At 29.5% G+C, this 20047-nt stretch carries 14 protein-coding genes; 12 read left to right on the forward strand and 2 right to left on the reverse strand.

What is annotated here, in order from left to right; genetic code table 11:
* Positions 1 to 678 precede the first annotated feature (678 nt).
* The 3 genes from LN42_RS06725 to trmB all read left to right on the forward strand — a co-directional run bounded on the left by LN42_RS06725 (position 679) and on the right by trmB (position 5300).
* Positions 679 to 1803, forward strand: coding sequence for an MFS transporter (locus tag LN42_RS06725; protein WP_014296764.1), 1125 nt, complete (start codon positions 679 to 681; stop codon positions 1801 to 1803).
* Between the two features lie 246 nt (positions 1804 to 2049).
* Positions 2050 to 4212, forward strand: coding sequence for a metallophosphoesterase (locus LN42_RS06730; RefSeq protein WP_014296765.1), 2163 nt, complete (start codon positions 2050 to 2052; stop codon positions 4210 to 4212).
* A gap of 140 nt (positions 4213 to 4352) precedes the next feature.
* Positions 4353 to 5300 (forward strand): tRNA (guanosine(46)-N7)-methyltransferase TrmB, encoded by a 948-nt coding sequence (gene trmB, locus LN42_RS06735; RefSeq protein ID WP_014296766.1) that lies wholly within the window; start codon positions 4353 to 4355, stop codon positions 5298 to 5300.
* 37 nt (positions 5301 to 5337) lie between these two features.
* Here the strand turns inward: trmB and LN42_RS06740 are convergent, their stop codons facing one another.
* Positions 5338 to 7368 carry a methyl-accepting chemotaxis protein gene (locus tag LN42_RS06740; RefSeq protein WP_014296767.1) on the reverse strand — a complete coding sequence of 677 codons (2031 nt, stop codon included), beginning with the start codon at positions 7366 to 7368 and terminating at the stop codon, positions 5338 to 5340.
* Between the two features lie 141 nt (positions 7369 to 7509).
* A complete protein-coding gene (locus LN42_RS06745; RefSeq protein WP_075780608.1) occupies positions 7510 to 9543 on the reverse strand; it encodes a methyl-accepting chemotaxis protein in 2034 nt (677 codons plus the stop codon).
* 174 nt (positions 9544 to 9717) lie between these two features.
* On the opposite strand from LN42_RS06745, the gene LN42_RS06750 reads away from it, so the two are divergent.
* From LN42_RS06750 to sufU, 9 genes are all read left to right on the forward strand, one after another.
* Positions 9718 to 12237 (forward strand): DNA polymerase domain-containing protein, encoded by a 2520-nt coding sequence (locus tag LN42_RS06750; RefSeq protein ID WP_075780609.1) that lies wholly within the window; start codon positions 9718 to 9720, stop codon positions 12235 to 12237.
* A gap of 99 nt (positions 12238 to 12336) precedes the next feature.
* A complete protein-coding gene (gene nadX, locus LN42_RS06755) occupies positions 12337 to 13092 on the forward strand; it encodes an aspartate dehydrogenase (RefSeq protein ID WP_075780610.1) in 756 nt (251 codons plus the stop codon).
* Between the two features lie 2 nt (positions 13093 to 13094).
* Positions 13095 to 14030: a quinolinate synthase NadA gene (gene nadA / locus LN42_RS06760; RefSeq protein WP_014296771.1), complete on the forward strand. Its 936-nt coding sequence runs from the start codon at positions 13095 to 13097 to the stop codon at positions 14028 to 14030.
* A 4-nt stretch (positions 14031 to 14034) separates the two neighbouring features.
* The gene (nadC, locus tag LN42_RS06765) at positions 14035 to 14856 is read left to right on the forward strand and encodes a carboxylating nicotinate-nucleotide diphosphorylase (protein WP_075780611.1); all 822 of its coding nucleotides are present in this window, start codon (positions 14035 to 14037) and stop codon (positions 14854 to 14856) included.
* Between the two features lie 159 nt (positions 14857 to 15015).
* Positions 15016 to 15786, forward strand: coding sequence for a Fe-S cluster assembly ATPase SufC (gene sufC / locus LN42_RS06770; protein WP_075780612.1), 771 nt, complete (start codon positions 15016 to 15018; stop codon positions 15784 to 15786).
* A 37-nt stretch (positions 15787 to 15823) separates the two neighbouring features.
* A complete protein-coding gene (gene sufB / locus LN42_RS06775; protein ID WP_198029650.1) occupies positions 15824 to 17203 on the forward strand; it encodes a Fe-S cluster assembly protein SufB in 1380 nt (459 codons plus the stop codon).
* A 24-nt stretch (positions 17204 to 17227) separates the two neighbouring features.
* Positions 17228 to 18451: a SufD family Fe-S cluster assembly protein gene (locus LN42_RS06780; protein ID WP_014296775.1), complete on the forward strand. Its 1224-nt coding sequence runs from the start codon at positions 17228 to 17230 to the stop codon at positions 18449 to 18451.
* Positions 18408 to 19619, forward strand: coding sequence for a SufS family cysteine desulfurase (locus LN42_RS06785; protein WP_075780614.1), 1212 nt, complete (start codon positions 18408 to 18410; stop codon positions 19617 to 19619). Before LN42_RS06780 ends, LN42_RS06785 begins: the two co-directional genes overlap by 44 nt.
* Positions 19616 to 20044, forward strand: coding sequence for a Fe-S cluster assembly sulfur transfer protein SufU (sufU, locus tag LN42_RS06790; protein WP_075780615.1), 429 nt, complete (start codon positions 19616 to 19618; stop codon positions 20042 to 20044). Before LN42_RS06785 ends, sufU begins: the two co-directional genes overlap by 4 nt.
* Positions 20045 to 20047: the final 3 nt, after the last annotated feature.

Raw genomic sequence — 20047 nt, forward strand, 5'->3', positions numbered from 1 at the left:
ATACAACTTGAGTGCTGATCTTAGAAAATTGTTCGTTCTCAGGGGTCGTTGCAGACTCACGTCCATGTTCGTCCTTTTTGTTGTAGATTGAAAAAATAAAAGTTCATTCATACGACTTGAGTGCTGATCTTAGAAAGTTTTATGGAAAATAGAAATAATAATAATCGCTCAAACAGGTAGAAAATTCTAATCCTCAAAAATTCTCGTTCCCGCCGGTCGTTGCAGACTCACATCCATGTTTGTCCTTTTGTGTTGTTGATTGAGAAAAATAAAAACTCCCTCAAACGACTTGGTTGCTGATCCTCGAAAATCACTCATTCTCGGCTGTCGCTTAGATTCTGCATCCCTGCAGAAGCTGCGCTCAAAAAAACATCCTGTTTTTTTGACAGCCTCCATTCATGATTTTCTCGGGCAACCTGCGAGTTTTCGTTCGTTTTTATTTTTCTCAATCATATTTATTTCTTTTCGGGAAATTTCAAGCCTTCGCTCACATTATTCTAACTATTTTTTTATTTTGCAATTAGTGATTTTTGTTTACATATGAATTAATAATCGGTATTTTTTGGTTTACAGTTGGAAGTATTTTCATTATTTTAATCCACATTTAATGTATCACATGTTATTTTAAATTTTTTATTATAAACTTGAAGGCAAAGGTAAAAAAGGAGGTTGATTGGATTGAAAGGATATTTAAAATATATTCTTGCATTACCATTTTTACAGGTTTTTGTTCAGGTTGGAATTGCATCATCATTTCCACAATTAACAGAGATGTTTGGTTCTGCATGGTTGGCAAGTACTTTTATAGGTATTACACCGCTTGTATCTATAGTTTTTGGTTCATTTTGGGGTAAGATTTTAGAAAAACATGGTGAAAGTAAAACCTTTTTGTTTTCAATGGTAATTTGGAGTGTTTCATTATATTTATCAGGATTATCTCTTAGTTATCCAATTCTTGCAATCGTTTTCCGTGGTTTTCAGGGAATTGCTGATTCTGCGTTGTTTGCAAATGCATTAACAGTTATAACTAAAGGTGATTTTTCAAAGCAGGAGAAAGCAAAGTATTTTGGTATGGTAGAATTTTTGGCAAGTTTTGGTGCTGTTATGGGGCCATTGGTTATTGGTTCTGGATTTATTTATATCCCAAAACACACATTAACTGCTTTAGGTGTTTTATTGTTTATATTCACTTTGATTATTTATAAGCAATTACCTGTTATTGAGATACATTCAGAATATTCAAAGAAACAGGTTGCTAAGTTTTCACCAAGGATTTTCCTTGCAGCATTTTTTGGAATTATTACTATAGCTATTGTTGTTGGATTCCAGGTAACTATGCCTTTATTTGTTGAGGGCATTGTAGATAATCCATTATACGGTAAAATTTATACTTCTATATTTGCTTTGTTATTGATGCTTGGTAATTTGTTTAAACATAAGGTTCATGGTGTAAAGCTATGGATTCCCCTTGGAACTTTTGCAACATTGAGTATAGCAATGTTTGTAAATTCATTTTCACTTGTAGGATTTTTAATATTTGTTTTAGTTTCCGGTATATTCCTTGGATTATCAATTACAATGAGCAGCGAATATGCTTCAATTCTTTCTGTTGGATTCGAAGAAAAGGGTATGGCAGTTTTTTCCGCATTTAGATTAAGTGGAAACTTTTTTGGACCATATCTTTCTATTTTCTTTTCAATGGGTGGAATAAATATGTTTACTATGGTTCTTGCAGTTTTGGCATTAGCTTCAAGTGTGTTTTTAATTAATTTTAAAAATTTTCAGGAAGTTGAAAATATATAATATATAATTTCTCATAAAAAAGGGCTGTTCATTTTCGCCCTTTTTTTTGTAATTATTTTTTAATATGTTTTTTATATGTAGTTTTAATATTAATCAATATTTCAAGATAATATTCTAAAATGGATTTATACGGGATGTGATAATATTTGACTTTTTTTAACAAAAGGAGTATCATTAATATTTGCGAGAAAACGTTTGCAATATATTATCGCAATATATTATCTTTAAAAAAGGGGGAGTTAGAGTATGTTTAAGAAATCACTGGTATTGTTATTGGCATTTTCATTGTTGATTTCTGTATTTGCATTTGCAAATGCAAAAGCATTTAAAGTAACTGACAAATCACAATTATTACCAGGTCCAGCAGCGGATGGTAAGGTTGGGGACTATATTTTAAAGAATGAAAAGGTTGCTTTCTTAATAGGTCAATTGGATAATTATCATGGTTATATGAAGTCTGGTGGAAACATATTAGATGCTATTTATTGTGGCGGAGAAGATCAGTTTGATGAAATGCACACATATTTTGGTTGGCCAAAACAGGCTATTTATGAAAATATATATATTGAAAAGAATGGATCTAATGGTGGAGCTGCAGTATTAAAATTAACAGGACATCATTCAGATATTCCAGGTATAGCAATTACAACAACTTATACATTATTCCCGGGAACAAATTATCTTATTATTAAAACTACTCTTGTAAATAATAGCGGAAAAGATATTGATAAGATGATTCTTGGTGATGCTACATTCTTTGGTTATGCAAGACCATTTACTTTTGGTTTAGGTTATAAGGTAAGCAGAATTGATACAGATTTTATCGGTGCTCAGGGTGATAAAATTGCTTATGGTGTGACTACAACAGAAAGAGATGAAAATGGAAAATTAAGAGATATTCATATTTCTTATATCTTTGCTGATCCAGAAATTAAAACAGTTGCTATTAAAAATGGAGAAAAGGTTACATTCCAGAGAATATTTGTTGTAGGTAAGGATTTATCTTCAGTATTGGAGACATCTCTTGATATTAGAGGTAAAGGTTATACAATGGTGAGCGGTAAAGCAGAATTTGCAAATGGAAAACCAATAGCAAATTCAAAGGTAAATATTTTTGACGATAAAGGAATATTGTATATTGTAGCTTATACAGATGAAAACGGTAATTATAAATTCCCGGCAAATCCTGGAAAATATACAGCTAAAGTTGATGTTATGGGTGTAAACACAGTAAAGGCACCAGAAATTGTTGTTAAAGGTGAAGAAGAAATAAAAGCCGATGTTGTTGTTGGTAAATACGCAGAAGAAAATAAGGTGTTATGGGGACCATATCTTTCAGATTTAGGAAAGGATAGCGTATATATTAACTGGAAAACTTTAGTTCCAGCAAAAGGAAAGATATTAATTAATGGAAAGATTTTAGAAGATAATACAGTATCTAATTTACATCATTTCAAGATTACAGGATTAAAACCTGGTGAAGAATATACATATTCACTTGTTGTAGAAGATGGAGCAGCAAAAGGAGTTACGACAGATTCTTATACATTTAGAACAGTTGCTGATCATCCAGAAAAGTTCAAATTTGTTGTATATGCAGATACAAGAACATATAATAAGAGACATAGAATGGTTGCAGATAAAATTGCTGAAGAAAATCCAGATTTTGTAATTCATGTTGGTGACCTTGTAATGGATGGAAGAATTATGAGTGATTGGGATGGATTTTTCTGGGCAATTAAGAATATGGCTGCAAAAGCTCCATTCTATCCAGTTCTTGGAAACCATGAATATAATTCAAAATATTATTTCAGTTCATTTGTAACCCCACAGGGTGGCGGAGATTATAATGAACAGTATTATTCGTTTGATTATGGAAATGCACATTTTGTTGTTCTTGATGCAGATATTCTTTTAATGCAGAAGGATAAAGAGGGAATGGAAAGAGAAACACAATGGTTAATTAACGATCTTGAAAAACATAAAGATGCAAAATGGAAATTTGTATTCTTCCACGAACCATTCTGGACAAATTGTACAGAGTATGGTAAAGACCCTGTAAGTCCAACTATTGACTACTGGAAACCTGTATTTGAAAAATATGGTGTAGATATTGTATTCAACAGTCATTATCATATGTATGAAAGATTTACAAATAATAAGATTGAATATATTGTAACTGGTGGAGGAGGAGCTCCATTATACAGTAAAGTAAGATCATACAATGAAAAGTATCCATTTACAACAAAGGATATAACAGGAATTCATCATTTTGTAGAAGTTATTGTTGATGGAAATCAGGTTAAGGTTCTTGTAAAAGGTGTTGCACAGCAAACAGATAAGAAAAAAGAAGACGGTTTCTTCCCTGTTAATGTAATATTGGATCACTTTGTATTAAATAAATATTGATTTTAATAATGCCTCCGGATTTATTCCGGAGGTTTTTTATTATAAGAATAATTTAATATATTTTGAAGAATTTATATATGTTAAGTCAGTTATGGTATAATGTTTTATACGTTAAGGATTAATTATTGGGAGGAATTGATATGCATGATAAAATAGCAGTTTTAAAATATTTTTTAAAACCGCAGACTTTTGATGAGTATCCTGTAAATTGGAAGGATATTTTTGGAAATAGGAAGAAATTATATGTTGAAATAGGTTTTGGAAGTGGAGAGTATATGGCAGCGCTTGCTAAAGAGAATCCAGATATTAATTTTGTTGGCTTTGAAACTTCTTTAACAGCTTTATATAAGGCTCAAATTAATTTTTATAAGAATAATATTAAGAATGCCAGGGTTATTCAAGGTGATGCAAGGTTGTTAATCAGAGAATTGTTTCCGTCTGGTTCTATTTCAAAGCTTATTGTGAATTTTCCATGTCCATGGCCAAAGAAAAGACATAAGGAAAGAAGAATTTTTATTGAATCATTTATTTTAACCCTTGCTGATGTATTAAGAAAAGGTGGAACTATTGAACTTGCTACAGATGTTGACTGGTATGCACAGGAGGTTTATGATAATTTTAGTAAATCAGAATTTTTTGAGGCACAGGAAATAATAGAGAATTTTAATAGACCAATAAAAACGAAGTATGAGTTAAAATGGGATAAAGAAGGAAGAAATAAGTATTTATTTATTGCTAAGAAAGTGAAAGATTATAAGGTTTTGAGAATTCTGGAAGGAGTGAGTGAAATGCCTCATAAGAATATAAATTCTATAGATATTGATAAATTAAAGGATTTAAAGGATAAAAAGTTTCAAGAAGGTAATAAAACGTTTGTTGTAAATAATGTTTATGAAGATATGATAAATGATAGATATTTGTTAAAGGTTGTTTCTTCAGATGATGATTTTATTCAACAGTATTATGTTGCTATTTATAAAAAGACCAATTCATGGCTTGTTAAACTGGATTCTGTAACTATCCCGTATAGAACACCAGCTGTTAAGTTTTCTGTTTATAAAATTGCTGAGTTAATTGAGGAAATATAAAAATAACCCCAACCAAAAAGGGTTGGGGTTATTTTTTTTAACTTAGTTTATTTATAGCCTGATCTATTAATGATTCGAGTTTTGTAGATGTTTCTTTTACATTTGATAATAATTTTTCATTTTTGTCTCTATTTTTATATTCAAAGTTTTTAGCGTAATTGTGTAATTGTTCATGATATTTTAAGATTTCAGACCATATATCATTTATTTCTTCAGGTACATTTTTAGATAATACTTTTACAAATACACCAAATCCACATCTGTGAGGATTATCTTCTGCTGCCAGCCATGTATTGTTATGAACAGATTCTTCAAATCTTTTTACCCATCTTCTGTGAGCTTCTTTGGCACCATTTAGTTCATTAATAAGATCCTTATGTGTAAACATTTTAAATGTTGAGAATGTTTCCACAGTATTTATAAGTTGATTTGCTTCTTCTTCAACGATTTTTAATAAATCCATATTTCTATCGTTCATGTATTTTTCTTCTTCAACAATTTCATCCATTTCTTCTTTTAGATTATTAACAAGTTCGGTGATATTTTGAGATGAGGCTGATAATTCCTGAACGGCTGCTCCTTGCTGTTGAGCACTTGCGGCTAAATTGTCAGCATAATTTGAGATTTTTTCCACTGAATCAATTAATTCATATAGTTCATTTGATGTTTTGTCATTCATTTCAGATACAGATTTTATATTTTCAGACATTTCAATTACCATATCCGATGCTTCGTTGACACCTGTCATAACTTCACCAAGATTTTCTCTTATACTTTCTGCAGCATTTCTACTTTCTTCTGCAAGTTTTCTTATTTCATCAGCAACTACAGCAAATCCTTTTCCTGCTTCTCCAGCCCTTGCAGCTTCAATTGCAGCATTTAGTGCAAGAAGATTTGTTTGTTCAGAAATACTTGTAATTGTTTCCACAACTTCATTTATAATCTGGGCTTTATCGGATACTGCTTTTACTTTATCAACTATTGGAACCATACTTTCAGAAATGTTGTTTATAGTTTCGTTTACATTGTTAAGACTTTTTCTTCCACTTTCTGCCACATCACTTATCTCATGAGCTATATTACTTAATTCTACAGCTGTGTTTGCAAGATTTTGAATGTTGTCAGATATTTCTAATGTACTTGCATTTTGTTCTTCTACATATGAGGTAATATTATCCAGAGAACTTTTTGTTCTTGTTAATGCATCATCTATATCATCAAAGTTGGTTTTGAATATTTTTAATTCATGATTAATTGTATTAAATTGTGTGATGTTGTTTCTAAATCTATTGAAAAATCCCTGAAGAGATGTTCTAAATGAATCTATAAAATGATTAAAGAATTTAGATATTTCTCCAATTTCATCTGATGTTTTTACTTCAAGTTTGCTTACCAGATCACCACCGCTTTTAGAAAGTTCCTCAAGTTTGTTTCTTACAGAATATAATGGTACCATCATGTATAATATATACATAAAGGTTACAAGTACAGTAATGATTAAGGCTATTGATACAGCTGTTATTAGATATTGAAGACGTCTTATATTTCCTTCAAATTCGTCTGTTTTTTCTCTGGTTAATTTGTCCATTATTTTTTCAAGTTCTCCAAAAGCTTTTAATGCTGGACCATCATCTATTTTTATTATTTTATCTATTTCACTTATTGATTTTCCTTCTTTTTTGAGTTTTATTGCTAATTGTAGATTTTGACTATATTGCATAAATGTATTTTTTATAATTTCAAGGTTTTTTAATTCTTCCTGACTTACATCATGTAATTTTTCGTATTCAGCAAAATCTTTTAATATTGCCTTTTCTTTTTCTTCAAAGGCGGAAATGTATTTGTCATATCCTCTAAGAACATAGTTTTTGAATATATGGATACCTCCACCATATCCAAATTGTGCTTTAATATCTGATAATATTTTCTGTCTTGTTGTGACCGAGTCAATATAATCTATCCATTTATCTTCCAGACTACTTGTTTCAAGAAAAACAAATGATCCAATAATAGTGAATACAACTACTGCCAGAACTAATAATAACATCATCTTTGTTTTAATCTTCATAGGATCACCCCTTTGAATATGTTTTGTATTGATTTTATTATTGAAATTCTTTCTATTAATAATTATATCATAAAATAAATAAAATATTTCAAAAAAAATACTCCAGGAGTTTATAAAATAAAATCTCCTGGAGTATATAAATTAATTTTTTAATTTTCTTATAGCGGTATTTATAGATTCATTCATTTTTGATAATGTTATCCTGGCATCTTTTAATAATTTTTCGTTTTTATTCTGATTTTTATATTCGTATTTTTTAGCATAATTGTGTAGTTCGTTATGTAGGATTATAATTTCTTTCCATATATCGTTTATTTCATCAGGTATGTTATTTCCAATTACATTTATAAATAAACCAAATTCACATTTTTGAGATTCATCTTCTACAATTAAATATGTATTGTTATTTATTGCATCTTCGAATTTTGATATCCACTCTTCGTGATTTTTTATTGCATTTTTCAGTTCTGCAATAATATTTTCTTTTTTAAACATTTTAAAGGTGGAAAAGATTTCTACAGTTTTAGTTAGTTGTTTAATTTCATTTTCTATTATATCAAAGAGATATTTGTTTTTTGTATTCATGTATTTTTCTTCTTTAACTATATTTTCCATGTAATTTTTTAAGGTATTTATTAGTTCTGTAATTCTTTGAGATGAAGCTGATAATTCTTCAACAGCTGCACCCTGTTCCTGGACACTTGCTGCAAGATTATCAGCTGATATAGAAATTTTTTCTACAGAATCTATAAGCTCATATAATTGATCAGATGTTTTATCGTTTATTTTGGTTACGGATTTTATATCTTCTGACATGTTAATAACCATATCAGAGGTTTCTTTAACTCCAAGCATAACTTCACCAAGGTTTTCTCTTATACTTTCTGCAGCACTTCTGCTTTCTTCAGCAAGTTTTCTTATTTCTTCAGCTACTATTGAGAAACCTTTACCAGCTTCTCCAGCTCTTGCAGCTTCAATTGCAGCATTTAATGCAAGAAGGTTTGTCTGTTCTGAAATGCTTGTAATTGTTTCTACAACATCATTTATAATTTGTGCTTTATTTGAGACGTTTTTTACTTTTTCTACTATTGGTATCATATTATCAGAGATATTATTTATTGTTTTATTTACAATTCCAATACTTTTTCTCCCTGTACCTGCAACCTCACTAATTTCGTGAGCTATATTGCTGAGTTCAACAGATGTGTTTGCAAGTTTTTGGATATTATTTGAGATTTCTAAAGTGCTCATATTTTGTTCCTCTATATATGAAGTAATATTATCCATTAGTTCTTTTGTATTAAATAGCGATTTATCCATATCGTCAAAATTTACTTTAAATATTTTTAATTCATGGTTTATTATATTGAATTTAGAGATACTGTTTCTAAACCTGTTAAAGAATCCACATAATGAATTTCTAAATGTTTCTGTAAAATCATTAAAAAATCGCGATATTTCTCCAACTTCATCATATGTTTTTACTTCTAATTTTGTTACCAGATCACCACCACTTTTTGAGAGTTCTTTTAATTTATCTTTTACGAAATGTAGCGGTTTAATGCTTTTAACCAGATAAAGTTGAATTATAACCATCATTGCAATTACCAGTATTGAAACAGCAGTTACAAGGTATTTTAGTTTTTTAATATTTTCTTCAAACTTTTTAGTTTTTTCCTCTGTTAAATTATCCATAATTTTATCAAGTATGTCAAAAGCTTTTAAAGCAGGTTCATCGTCTATTTTTATAATTGTATCAATTTCATTTATTGATTTTCCTCTGCTTTTGAGAGAATTAACAAGATTTATGTTTTCATAGTATTTTAGTAATGTGTTTTTTATCACATTTAAAGATTTTAATTCATCTGAAGATATATCAGGTAGTTTTTCATATTTTTCAATATTTTCCATAATTTCATTCTTCTTTTTTTCAAATAATGAAAGATATTTTTCTTCACCTCTTAAGATATAATTTTTAAATGAATGTATAGCTCCACCATATCCAAATTCCTCTTTTATATCAGAGACCAATTTTTGCCGTATGGTTACTGATTCAATATAATCATTCCATTTACATTGTAAAACGCATATTTCATAAAATACAAGTGCTCCAACAATGCCAACTATCACCCCACCAACAACCATTAATAATAACATTTTTGTTTTTATTTTCACAAATTACCCCCCTTTTAAAGATTTATTTTAATCATTTGTAAAATCAAGAATTATTTATATAATATTTTCTTTTCATCTATTTTTTCATTTGGTTAATAAAAGTTGATAAAAAGTTCTTAATAAAGTATAATAAATATTATAGGAGTTGATGAAAATAGTATTGGAGTTGATATTATGAATGTTTCCGCTATATGGCAAAATCCGAATAATAAACAATTTTACTATAAAGAAAGGCCATTTTCAAAATGGATTAAATTAAATAAATCGCTAACCTTTTTGTTTGAAAGACATTTGAAGAAAGAAATTGTGCAGTTGTTAAGGGAGAATAATTTTAAAAATTCAGATATAAAAAATGTTGAGGAAGATTGGAAGGATATTTTCAATAAACCTTTAGTAAAGGTAAATTTTGAGAATAATATTTCGTATTATAGATATAATAATTTTTTGAAAAAATTAAAAGAAAAAGGAATAGGTATATATGGAAGGGATATTATAAATATTTTTCCTTATGATATTTCTGAAAGAATAGAGGATAAACGTATCTGGTTTCTGGATATAGAGGTTGAAGGCGATGAGGATATTACTGAAGATTCAGTTCCATCATCTATTTTAGCTAAAGGAATGATAATTTCTATTACATATTATGATTCATATGAAAAAGAATATTATTCCATTATTGTTAGTAGAGAAAAAGTTGATATGTTTAATAAGAAAATAAGATTTGTTGATAGTGAAGAGGAGTTATTAAAAACGTTTAATAATCTTTTGAAGAGAAAGGTTCCTGATATTATTACAGGATGGTATTCAAATGGATATGATATTCCATATATTATAAATAGAGGAAAGAAATATCACATAATCATTTCAGCTATTGATGGATTAAAGCCGTATTCTTCATATAAGAAACAACCTTCTGGATATAGGTTTAATAATTCTATTCCTGGTGTAAATTTGCTTGATTATATGGAGTTATACAAGAAGTATATTTTTGAGAAACCACCATCATATAAGCTTGATGAGATTGCCAGAATTCATAATATTGAAGGAAAAAGTGAATACATGGGATTTTTGAATTATAAGAAAAATTTTGAAAAGTTTGTAGAATATATTTTTAGAGATGTTGAGATATTGGTTGAATTGGAAGATAAATTAAATCTTTTAAATTTGATTTGCGGGTTACAATCTGTAATTAGAATACCTATAAATATGTTATTGGCACCTTCTATATCAATAGAACATTACTTACAACAATTTTTATTGCCAGAGAAAAAATCATTTAAGGAAAATTATAATATATATAGTTCAAAAAATGTTGATTTTGAAGGAGCTATTGTTTTACAGCCACCAGATAAAAAATATGAAAATGTAATTGTACTTGATTATGCATCTCTTTATCCAAATGCAATTCAAACTTTTAATCTTTCTCCAGAAACCCTTAGATATGATTTTAACTATAACGGAAAACATGTTGATATTGGATTGATGATTCAGGATGAAGGAAAGGATTATATTCCGTTAAAATATACTCTTGAAATTGAAGGCGTATTGCCTTCTTTAATTAGGTATCTTTTAAAAGAACGTTTGAAATTTAAGCAATTAAAAAAATCTACTCCTCCAGATAATCCTGAATATATAAAATATGATATTAAACAGAGTAATTATAAGATTCTGTTGAATTCCATGTATGGTGTAATAGGTACTGAAAGGTTTCCTTTGCATGATAAACGTGTGGCCGCTTCTATAACTGGTGGTGCTCGCGGTGCATTAAGATATATGAATAATAAACTCAATAATCATGAATTTAAAGATGTTGATATAAATGGCAGGAAGATATCTTTTAGAACAGAGGTTATATATTCTGATACCGATAGTTCATTTAATGTGATACATTGTGAAGAAAAGTTGTCGAAGGAAGATGTTGTTCAAATTGGGAGATATATAGCAACATATATAAATGATAATATTGCTAAAGAGTTTGTTGTTAAATATTCCAATACTGAAGAGATAATAAATAGAAATTCTTTAAAGGTGGAAGTTGATAAGATATTTAAGGTTGTTAGATTTTTTGGAGTTAAGAAACGTTATTTTGGATATGATTTTGATAAAAATATTATTACACATGGAGTTGAAATTGTAAGGGTTGATACCCCAAGAAAAATAAAGGATATATTAAAGGATTTGTTTATTAAAGCTTTAGATGGAGAGTTGAAAAAAGAGGATTTAATTCGATATTATAATGTTATAAAACAAACACCTCTTGAAGAAATTGCCATTTCAAAGACTGTTACAAAGATAGATTTTGATAAATATAAGACAATTCCAAATCATGTTCGTGCAATTCAATTAATGAGAGAGATATATAAGTTCAAATATACATTAAACGATAAGTTGTTATATTTTCACATAAAATATAATAATAGGAGAAATTATAGAATTGTTGAAAGGATTTTTAATAAGAAGTTTAAGGATGTTGCACTTGTTTCTGCGTGTATAGAAAGGGAACATTTGCCACAATTTGTTAAACTCGTAAAGGCAAATGAGCTTGAGATAGATTATTATACGCTTTTTGATAAGCAGGTTTTATCTACGTTGAAACAGTTTTCTGAATATCGTGAAATTATAAAAGAGGTAAAGAATGAAATTGAAAAAATGGAAGGGATTAATAATAAAAGCGAGCAATTAAAATTATTTTAAAACACTTTTATAATTACTTTTATATAAAATCGACAAAATTTCTAAACATAAAAGTCTTAAAATATATTGTGATTTTATTTTCAAAATGGAGGGATTGTAATGAAAATTTTCTTGATTGGTGCCGGGAATTCGGCAAAGATTATTTTGGAAGAATTAAAAGAAGAATTGGATAAGGTTTATGTGTATGATGTTGATAAATCCCAAATTGAAAAATTAAAGGAATTTTATAATATTTCTTATGCAGATATAAAGGATATTGCGAATTTAGATATAGATTATGTTATAGAAGTTGCATCAACAAAGGCTGTTGTGGAATATGGAAAGTTTGTTATTGAAAATAATAAGAATTTTATTATTTTAAGCACAGGTGCTTTTGCTGATAGAGATTTTTTAAATGATTTTCAGGAAGCATTAAAAAAATCAAATAGTAGAGTTTACGTTGTTTCTGGAGCTATTGGTGGAATTGACCTTATTAATGCAATAAACGATAAGATAAAATCAATTACATTAACAACAAGAAAACCTCCAAGAAGCCTCGGACTTGAAATTGATGAGGAAAAAGTTATATTTGAAGGAAGTTCAACGGAAGCGATAAAGAGATTTCCTAAAAATGTAAATGTAGCTGTGACATTGTCGCTTGCAGCAAGAGATTTTGATAAGGTAAAGGTTAGAATTATTGCCGATCCAAAGGTTGAAAGAAATATTCACAATATAAAAATTAATTCAATAGCGGGAAATTACGAGTTTACATTTGAAAATTTCCCTTCTGAAAATCCTAAAACGAGTTATTTAGCCCCATTATCTGTAGCTGGATTATTAAAAAATATAAATTCAAAAATCAAAATAGGAGGATGAAAATGATAAACCAAACAGCTATTGAAAGAGATTTTATTGAAAAAATTATAGAATTAAAGAAAGAGAAAGGTTATACAATTCTTGCTCATAATTATCAAATTGGAGAATTACAGGATATAGCAGATATTACAGGTGATTCATTACAGCTTGCCAGATTAGCAACGGAAATTGAAAATGATAAGATACTCTTTCTTGGTGTAGATTTTATGGCAGAAACATTAAAGATTTTAAATCCTTCAAAGAAAATAATAGTACCAACAAAGGGTTCTACATGTCCTATGGCAAACTCATTAACTCCGGAAATAATAAAGGAATTTAAAGAAAAATATCCAGAAGCTCCTGTTGTGTTGTATGTAAATAGTACTGCAGCATGTAAGGTATATGCAGATTATACATGTACTTCAGCAAATGCTGTTGATGTAGTTAGTAAAATAGATTCAGATATAGTATTATTTGGACCAGATAAGAATTTGGGATCATATGTTGCAGAAAAAACAGGTAAAAAGGTTATTCCAATTCCAGGAGATACCGGATACTGTTATGTTCACAATAGATTTTCAGCAGAGGATGTTAAAAAAGTAAGAGAAGAACATCCAGATGCAAAGATTATAATACATCCAGAATCACCAAAGGAAGCAAGAGATTTATGTGATTATATTGGAAGCACAGGGCAGATGATGAAATTTCCTGAAACAGATGATGCTAAAGAATTTATCATTGGTACTGAAGTTGGAATGATTCATAAATTAGAAAATACATTTAAAGATAAAAAGTTTTATCCATTAAAAGAACTTGCTATATGTAATAATATGAAAAAGAATAATTTGAAGAATGTATATCTCTCTTTATTAAATGAAGAACACGAAATAGAACTTCCTGAAGAAATAATGGAAAAAGCAAAGATTCCTATTTTAAATATGTTTAAAATTATGGAGTGATAATATGTTTAAATATGAGATTGAGTTGTTAAAGGATTGGATTGAAAGGGATAATTCTTTTTTTGATATAGCTTCATATGAATTGAGAGATAAAGAAGCTTCAGGGATAATAATTTTAAAAAATTCAGAAGTTGTGTTGTCTGGAATTGAGATTATAAAAAGATTATTTGAAGAATATAATATCGATTATAATTTTAAGTTTAATGATGGTGAAAAGGTTGATAAAGGAATTATTGGTGAAATTAAAGGAAATGCATATAATGTTCTTATTGTTGAAAGAACAATGTTGAATATTCTTTCTATGATGAGCGCAATTGCAACTAAGACTCATAATCTTGTAAGTAAAATAGATGGTAAAACCAGATTAGCAGCAACGAGAAAGGTTTTTCCAGGTCTTGGAAATCTTGAAAAATTAGCTGTATTGCATGGTGGAGGCGATACACATCGCTGGAATCTTTCAGAAAGTATAATGCTTAAGGATAATCATATAAAAATGTATGGCGGTATAGAAAATGCAATAAATACAGCCAGGAAATATAAATCATTTACAAAAAAATTGGAAATTGAAGTTGAAAATGAAAAAGATGCTATTATTGCTGCAAAAAATGGTGTTGATATTATTATGCTTGATAATTTTTCTGCTGAAAAAGCCAAAGAAACTGCAAGAAAATTAAAAGAAAATTATCCCCATATAATAATAGAAGTTTCCGGTGGAATAAGTGAAGATAATTATCTGGAATACGTTGATGATAATATAGATATAATATCAATGGGAAAATTGACCACAGAAATAAAATATATAGATTTTTCTCTTGAAATGAAATAAAACGCCTGATTTTCAGGCGTTTTATTTTTTTATATATTGTAAAAGAAAAAAATTTTTAAATAGTTATTTACATGATTTATATTTTTAAATTTGACTTTTTTTGTCTAATTTTGTATAATGATAATAGAATAAAATACGACAAAAAAAGGAGGAATTAAAATGTTATTATCTATCAGAAATTTAAAGGCTAAGGTTATTGAAGATGACAAAGAAATATTAAAAGGCGTGAATTTAACTATAAATCCTGGCGAAATACATGTATTAATGGGACCAAACGGTTCTGGTAAATCAACACTTTCAAATGTTATTATGGGATCACCAAAGTTTGAAGTAACTGATGGTGAAGTTTTATTTGAAGGAAAGGATATTTTAAACCTCGATACAAATGAAAGGGCTAAGTTAGGAATATTTCTGACTTTTCAACACCCTCAGGAAATTGAGGGGGTTAAAATGAGACAGTTTTTAATTAATGCATACAGACATATGCATCCTGATGAAAAGGTTTCACCTATTGAATTAAACAAGAGATTGAATAAGTTATGCGAAGAGATAAATCTTTCACCATCATTTTTAGAAAGATACGTTAATTCTGGATTTTCCGGTGGAGAAAAGAAAAAGAGTGAAATTTTGCAATTGTTTTTCTTAAAGCCTAAGCTCGTAATTATTGACGAAATAGATTCAGGATTAGACGTTGATGCATTAAGAGATGTTGCTGAGGCTATTAATAAATTAAAGACTGAGGATATGAGTATTTTAATGATTACACATTATCAGAGAATTTTGAAATATTTGCATCCTGATTTTGTTCATGTATATGTTAATGGAAGAATTGTTCATACAGGCGATGCATCACTTGCTGAAGAAATTGAGGAAAAGGGTTATAGTATCTTAAATGAGTTTGTTGATGCTGACACTGTAAAGGGGTGGTAATATGAAGGATATTAATGATATAAACTATGATGAAATAATGGTTAATCAATCGATGTTCGATTTTAGAAATGAAGCTAAATACGCTTTTAAAACACCTCCTGGGTTAAATGAAAAGGTTATTAGAGAGATTTCAGAAGCAAAGAATGAACCTAAATGGATGTTAGAACATAGATTGGAAGCTTTTAAGATTTTCGAATCTTACCATGAACCGAATTTTGGTGTAGATATTAAAAATCTTGATTTAAGTAAAATAGTTGCATATATGAAACCTGATGCCAAAAAGGCTGCAACATGGGAAGAGGTTCCTGAGGAAATTAAGGATACTTTTGAAAAATTAGGAATTCCTGAAGCAGAAAAAAAGGCTTTAGCTGGAGTTGGAGCACAATACGATTCGGAAGTTGTTTATCAGCATATTCAAAAGGAATTAGATGAACTTGGGGTTATTTTCCTTGATATGGAAACTGCTGTAAAGGAATATCCTGATTTAATAAAAGAATATTTTATGAAACTCGTGCCTTCATATAATCATAGATATGCAGCTTTACATGGAGCATTATGGAGCGGCGGCTCGTTTTTATATGTTCCAAAAGGTGTAAAGGTTCCTTTGCCATTACAGGCATATTTTAGAATGAATAATCCTGGAATGAGTCAGCTTGAACATACTTTGATTATTGCAGATGAAGGGTCAGAAGTTGAATTTATTGAAGGTTGTTCCGCACCATTTTATAGTGTAACCAATTTACATGCTGGTATGGTTGAAATATACGTAAAAAAAGGCGCAAAGATGAAATATTCCACTATTCAAAATTGGAGTAAGAATACATATAATCTCAACACCAAGAGGGCTATTGTTGACGAAGATGGTTCTATGGAATGGGTTTCCGGTTCTCTTGGAAGTTTTAAAACTATGCTTTATCCTATGACTATCTTAAAAGGTAAAGGCGCAAAGAATAGCAGTATTACATTAACATATGCCGGACCAAATCAACATCTTGATACTGGTTCAAAAGTATTTCACCTTGCACCATATACAAGTTCTGTTGTTAATGCAAGAAGTATTAGTATTGGTGGCGGTTGGGCATTTTATAGAGGCTGGGTGAAGATTGCCGAAAGTGCAAAAGGAGCTAAATCTTCTGTTGAATGTAATGCTTTAATGCTTGACAATAAATCAAAGAGTGATACTGTACCTTTAATTGAGGTGTTTACAGATGATGCTGATGTTGGACATGAAGCTAAAATTGGAAGAATCAGTGAAGAACAGATATATTATTTAATGTCAAGAGGTCTTAGCGAAGCGGACGCAAAGAGCATGATTGTAAGAGGGTTTATTGAACCGTTAGTAAAGGAATTGCCACTTGAATACGCATTGGAATTAAATAAATTAATTAATCTTGAAGTTGAATCCTCTATAGGATAAGCTTCAGTGGAGGTGAATTTTTAAATGTACGAAAAAGCGCTTGTTTTAAATCATAATGATTTTTTGGCTACAGAATGGAAGGTTCCTGAGATAAAATCAGATAATGATTATGGTATAATTGAAATAGAAGAAGCTGAGAAATTTTACACAAGTAATGAATTAAAAAGTTTTAGAAGAAAAAGATTTGAAGAATATAAAACTTTAGGATTTCCAAAGTGGAAAAGGAGTAAATTGGAAGGTTTTAATCCTTTGCCATATGTTGCAAAGTTTAATTCTTTAATGTCAGATAATCTTAAATCAATTAATGATATAGATAATAAAGGTATTGAAATCTTAAATAATATGGATTTTGATGGTTCACACAGAAAATTTTTGTTAATGAGCGACGTGTTTTTTAACACAGGCTTCTATTTAAAAACTAACAAAAACCAGAATAATGAGGTTTATTGGATAAAAGAGGTTATTGATAAATCTCCATTATATGGTCTTGAAGTAATATATATTGATGAAAATAGTGAAGCTACTTTAATTAGATTTATAGAATCAAAGGGAAAGGGTACAAAGATTAAAACGTTAAGAGGAAAGCTGGAAGAAAATTCAAAATTAACTGTAATAAATATAAATCTTTTTGATAACGACATTTCAACAGACAATATGTTTTTTGATGTAGGAAAAAATGCACAATTAACTGTTTATGATATTAACATTGGCGGAAAGGTTACTGCCCCACATATTGTAACTCGGTTAGCAAATGAAAATGGAAAGGTTGATATTTATCCATATTATCTTACACAGGATAATGAAATAATAGATATGTTCTATCTTTTAAGATATTATGCACCAGAAACCATTGGTCATATTGTAGGACGTGGCGTTTTGATGGATTCTTCAAGGGTTATATTTAGAGGGAATCTTGATATTAAAAAAGGTGCAAAGAATGCTGAAGCTGAAGAACAGGATTTTAATCTTGTTTTATCTGAAAAGGCTAAAGTAATGGCTTTTCCTTCATTATATGTTGATGAAAACGAAGTTAATGCTGGACATGCTGCAAGCGTTGGAACAATAGAAGAGGATAAGCTTTATTATATGATGACAAGAGGATACTCCAAAAATGCTGCTAAAAAGGAAATTGCCTTTGGGAATTTTGAACCGGCAATAGAGGTTATTGAAGAAATAAATTCTAAATATGCGGGGGCGTTAAGAGATGTTATTGAGAGAAGATTTGATAAGGAGTTTTCCAATTCTTGAGAGAGAGATTAATGGAAAAAAATTGGTATATTTTGATAATGGTGCAACAACTTTGACACCTGTTGAAGTTACTGATGCCATAAAGGGTTTTTATGATTATCATAACGCAAATGTGCACCGTGGTGCGCATTTGCTTTCAAATGAAGCCACAGATATGTATGAAAGTTCAAGAAAAGCTGTAGCAAAGTTTATTAATGCTAAAACAAGCGAAGTGATTTTCACAAGGGGAACAACAGAGTCTATAAACCTTTTTGCATATTCCATTGGCAAAAGCGGTTGGTTAAAAGCCAAAGAAGTGCTTATTACTACTATAGAACATCATTCTAATTTTGTCCCATGGCAACAGTTAGCATATACATTTGATTTTACTGTTCAATATTATAATCCAGAAAATGGAATCTTTAACCTTGATGAATTTTTAAAAAATGTGAATGAAAACACAAAACTAATTTCAATAACGGGATTATCAAATGTCACAGGTCAGGTAATTCCTATTGAGGAAATTATAAAATTTGCTCATGAGAAAGAAATCTTAGTTCATGTTGACGGTGCTCAATTGGTTCCACATTTTGGAATTGATGTAAAGAAACTCGATGTTGATTTTCTTTCATTTTCAGGGCATAAGATGCTTGGACCTATGGGAATTGGAATATTCTATGGCAAGAAAAAACTTTTAAAGAAATTACCACCTTTTCATTATGGCGGAGAAATGATTAATTGGGTTAGTATTGAAAATACAGATTTTGCTGAATTGCCAGAAAAGTTTCAGGCTGGAACACCAAATGTTGGTGGTGCTGTTGGATTAAAGGCTGCTATTGATTATATAAACAAAATTGGAATAGATAATATTATTGAACATGATAAAAGATTAACTGAGTATGCTAATAAACGATTTAAAGAATTGGATTTTGTCACTGTTTATGGTCCAGAAGATAAAACATCAATTATTACATTTAACGTGGATAACATTCATCCACACGATGTTGCACAGATTTTAAGCGATAAGTTTGGTATAGCTGTAAGAAGTGGTCATTTGTGTGCTCAGCCTTTATTAAAACAGCTTGGAACAAAATCTGTGTGTAGAGCCAGCTTTTATTTTTACAATACAGAAGAAGAGGTTGATAGGTTAATAGAAGGATTAAAATATATCAGGGAGTGGTTGAGATGAGTTTAGAGGATTTATATTCTGATATTATTCTTGATTATGCAAGAAATCCACAATTTCAGGGTGAAATTGATGACGCAACAATTTCTGAAGATGGAAAAAATTTATCCTGTGGTGATGAAATAACGCTATTTTTAAAAGTAAAAAATGGCAAAATAGAAGAGGCAAGATTTAAGGGACATGGTTGCATTGTCAGTCAATCTTCAGCTGCTTTAATGTGTGAAGCAATTACCGGAAAAAGCTTAGATGAAGCTGAAAAAATCCTTGAAGAGGTTGAAAAAATGGCACAGGGTGAGGATTTTGATGAAGAATTGGTTGGTAATCTTGTAGTTTATTCTGAGATATCAAAATTTCCGGTAAGGGTTAAGTGTTTTACTCTTGCCTGGCATACACTTGAAAATGCGCTGGAAGAAATAGAGGAAGGTTAAAAT

The sequence above is a fragment of the Marinitoga sp. 1137 genome, assembly GCF_001941525.1.
In the GTDB taxonomy this organism is placed as follows: domain Bacteria; phylum Thermotogota; class Thermotogae; order Petrotogales; family Petrotogaceae; genus Marinitoga; species Marinitoga piezophila.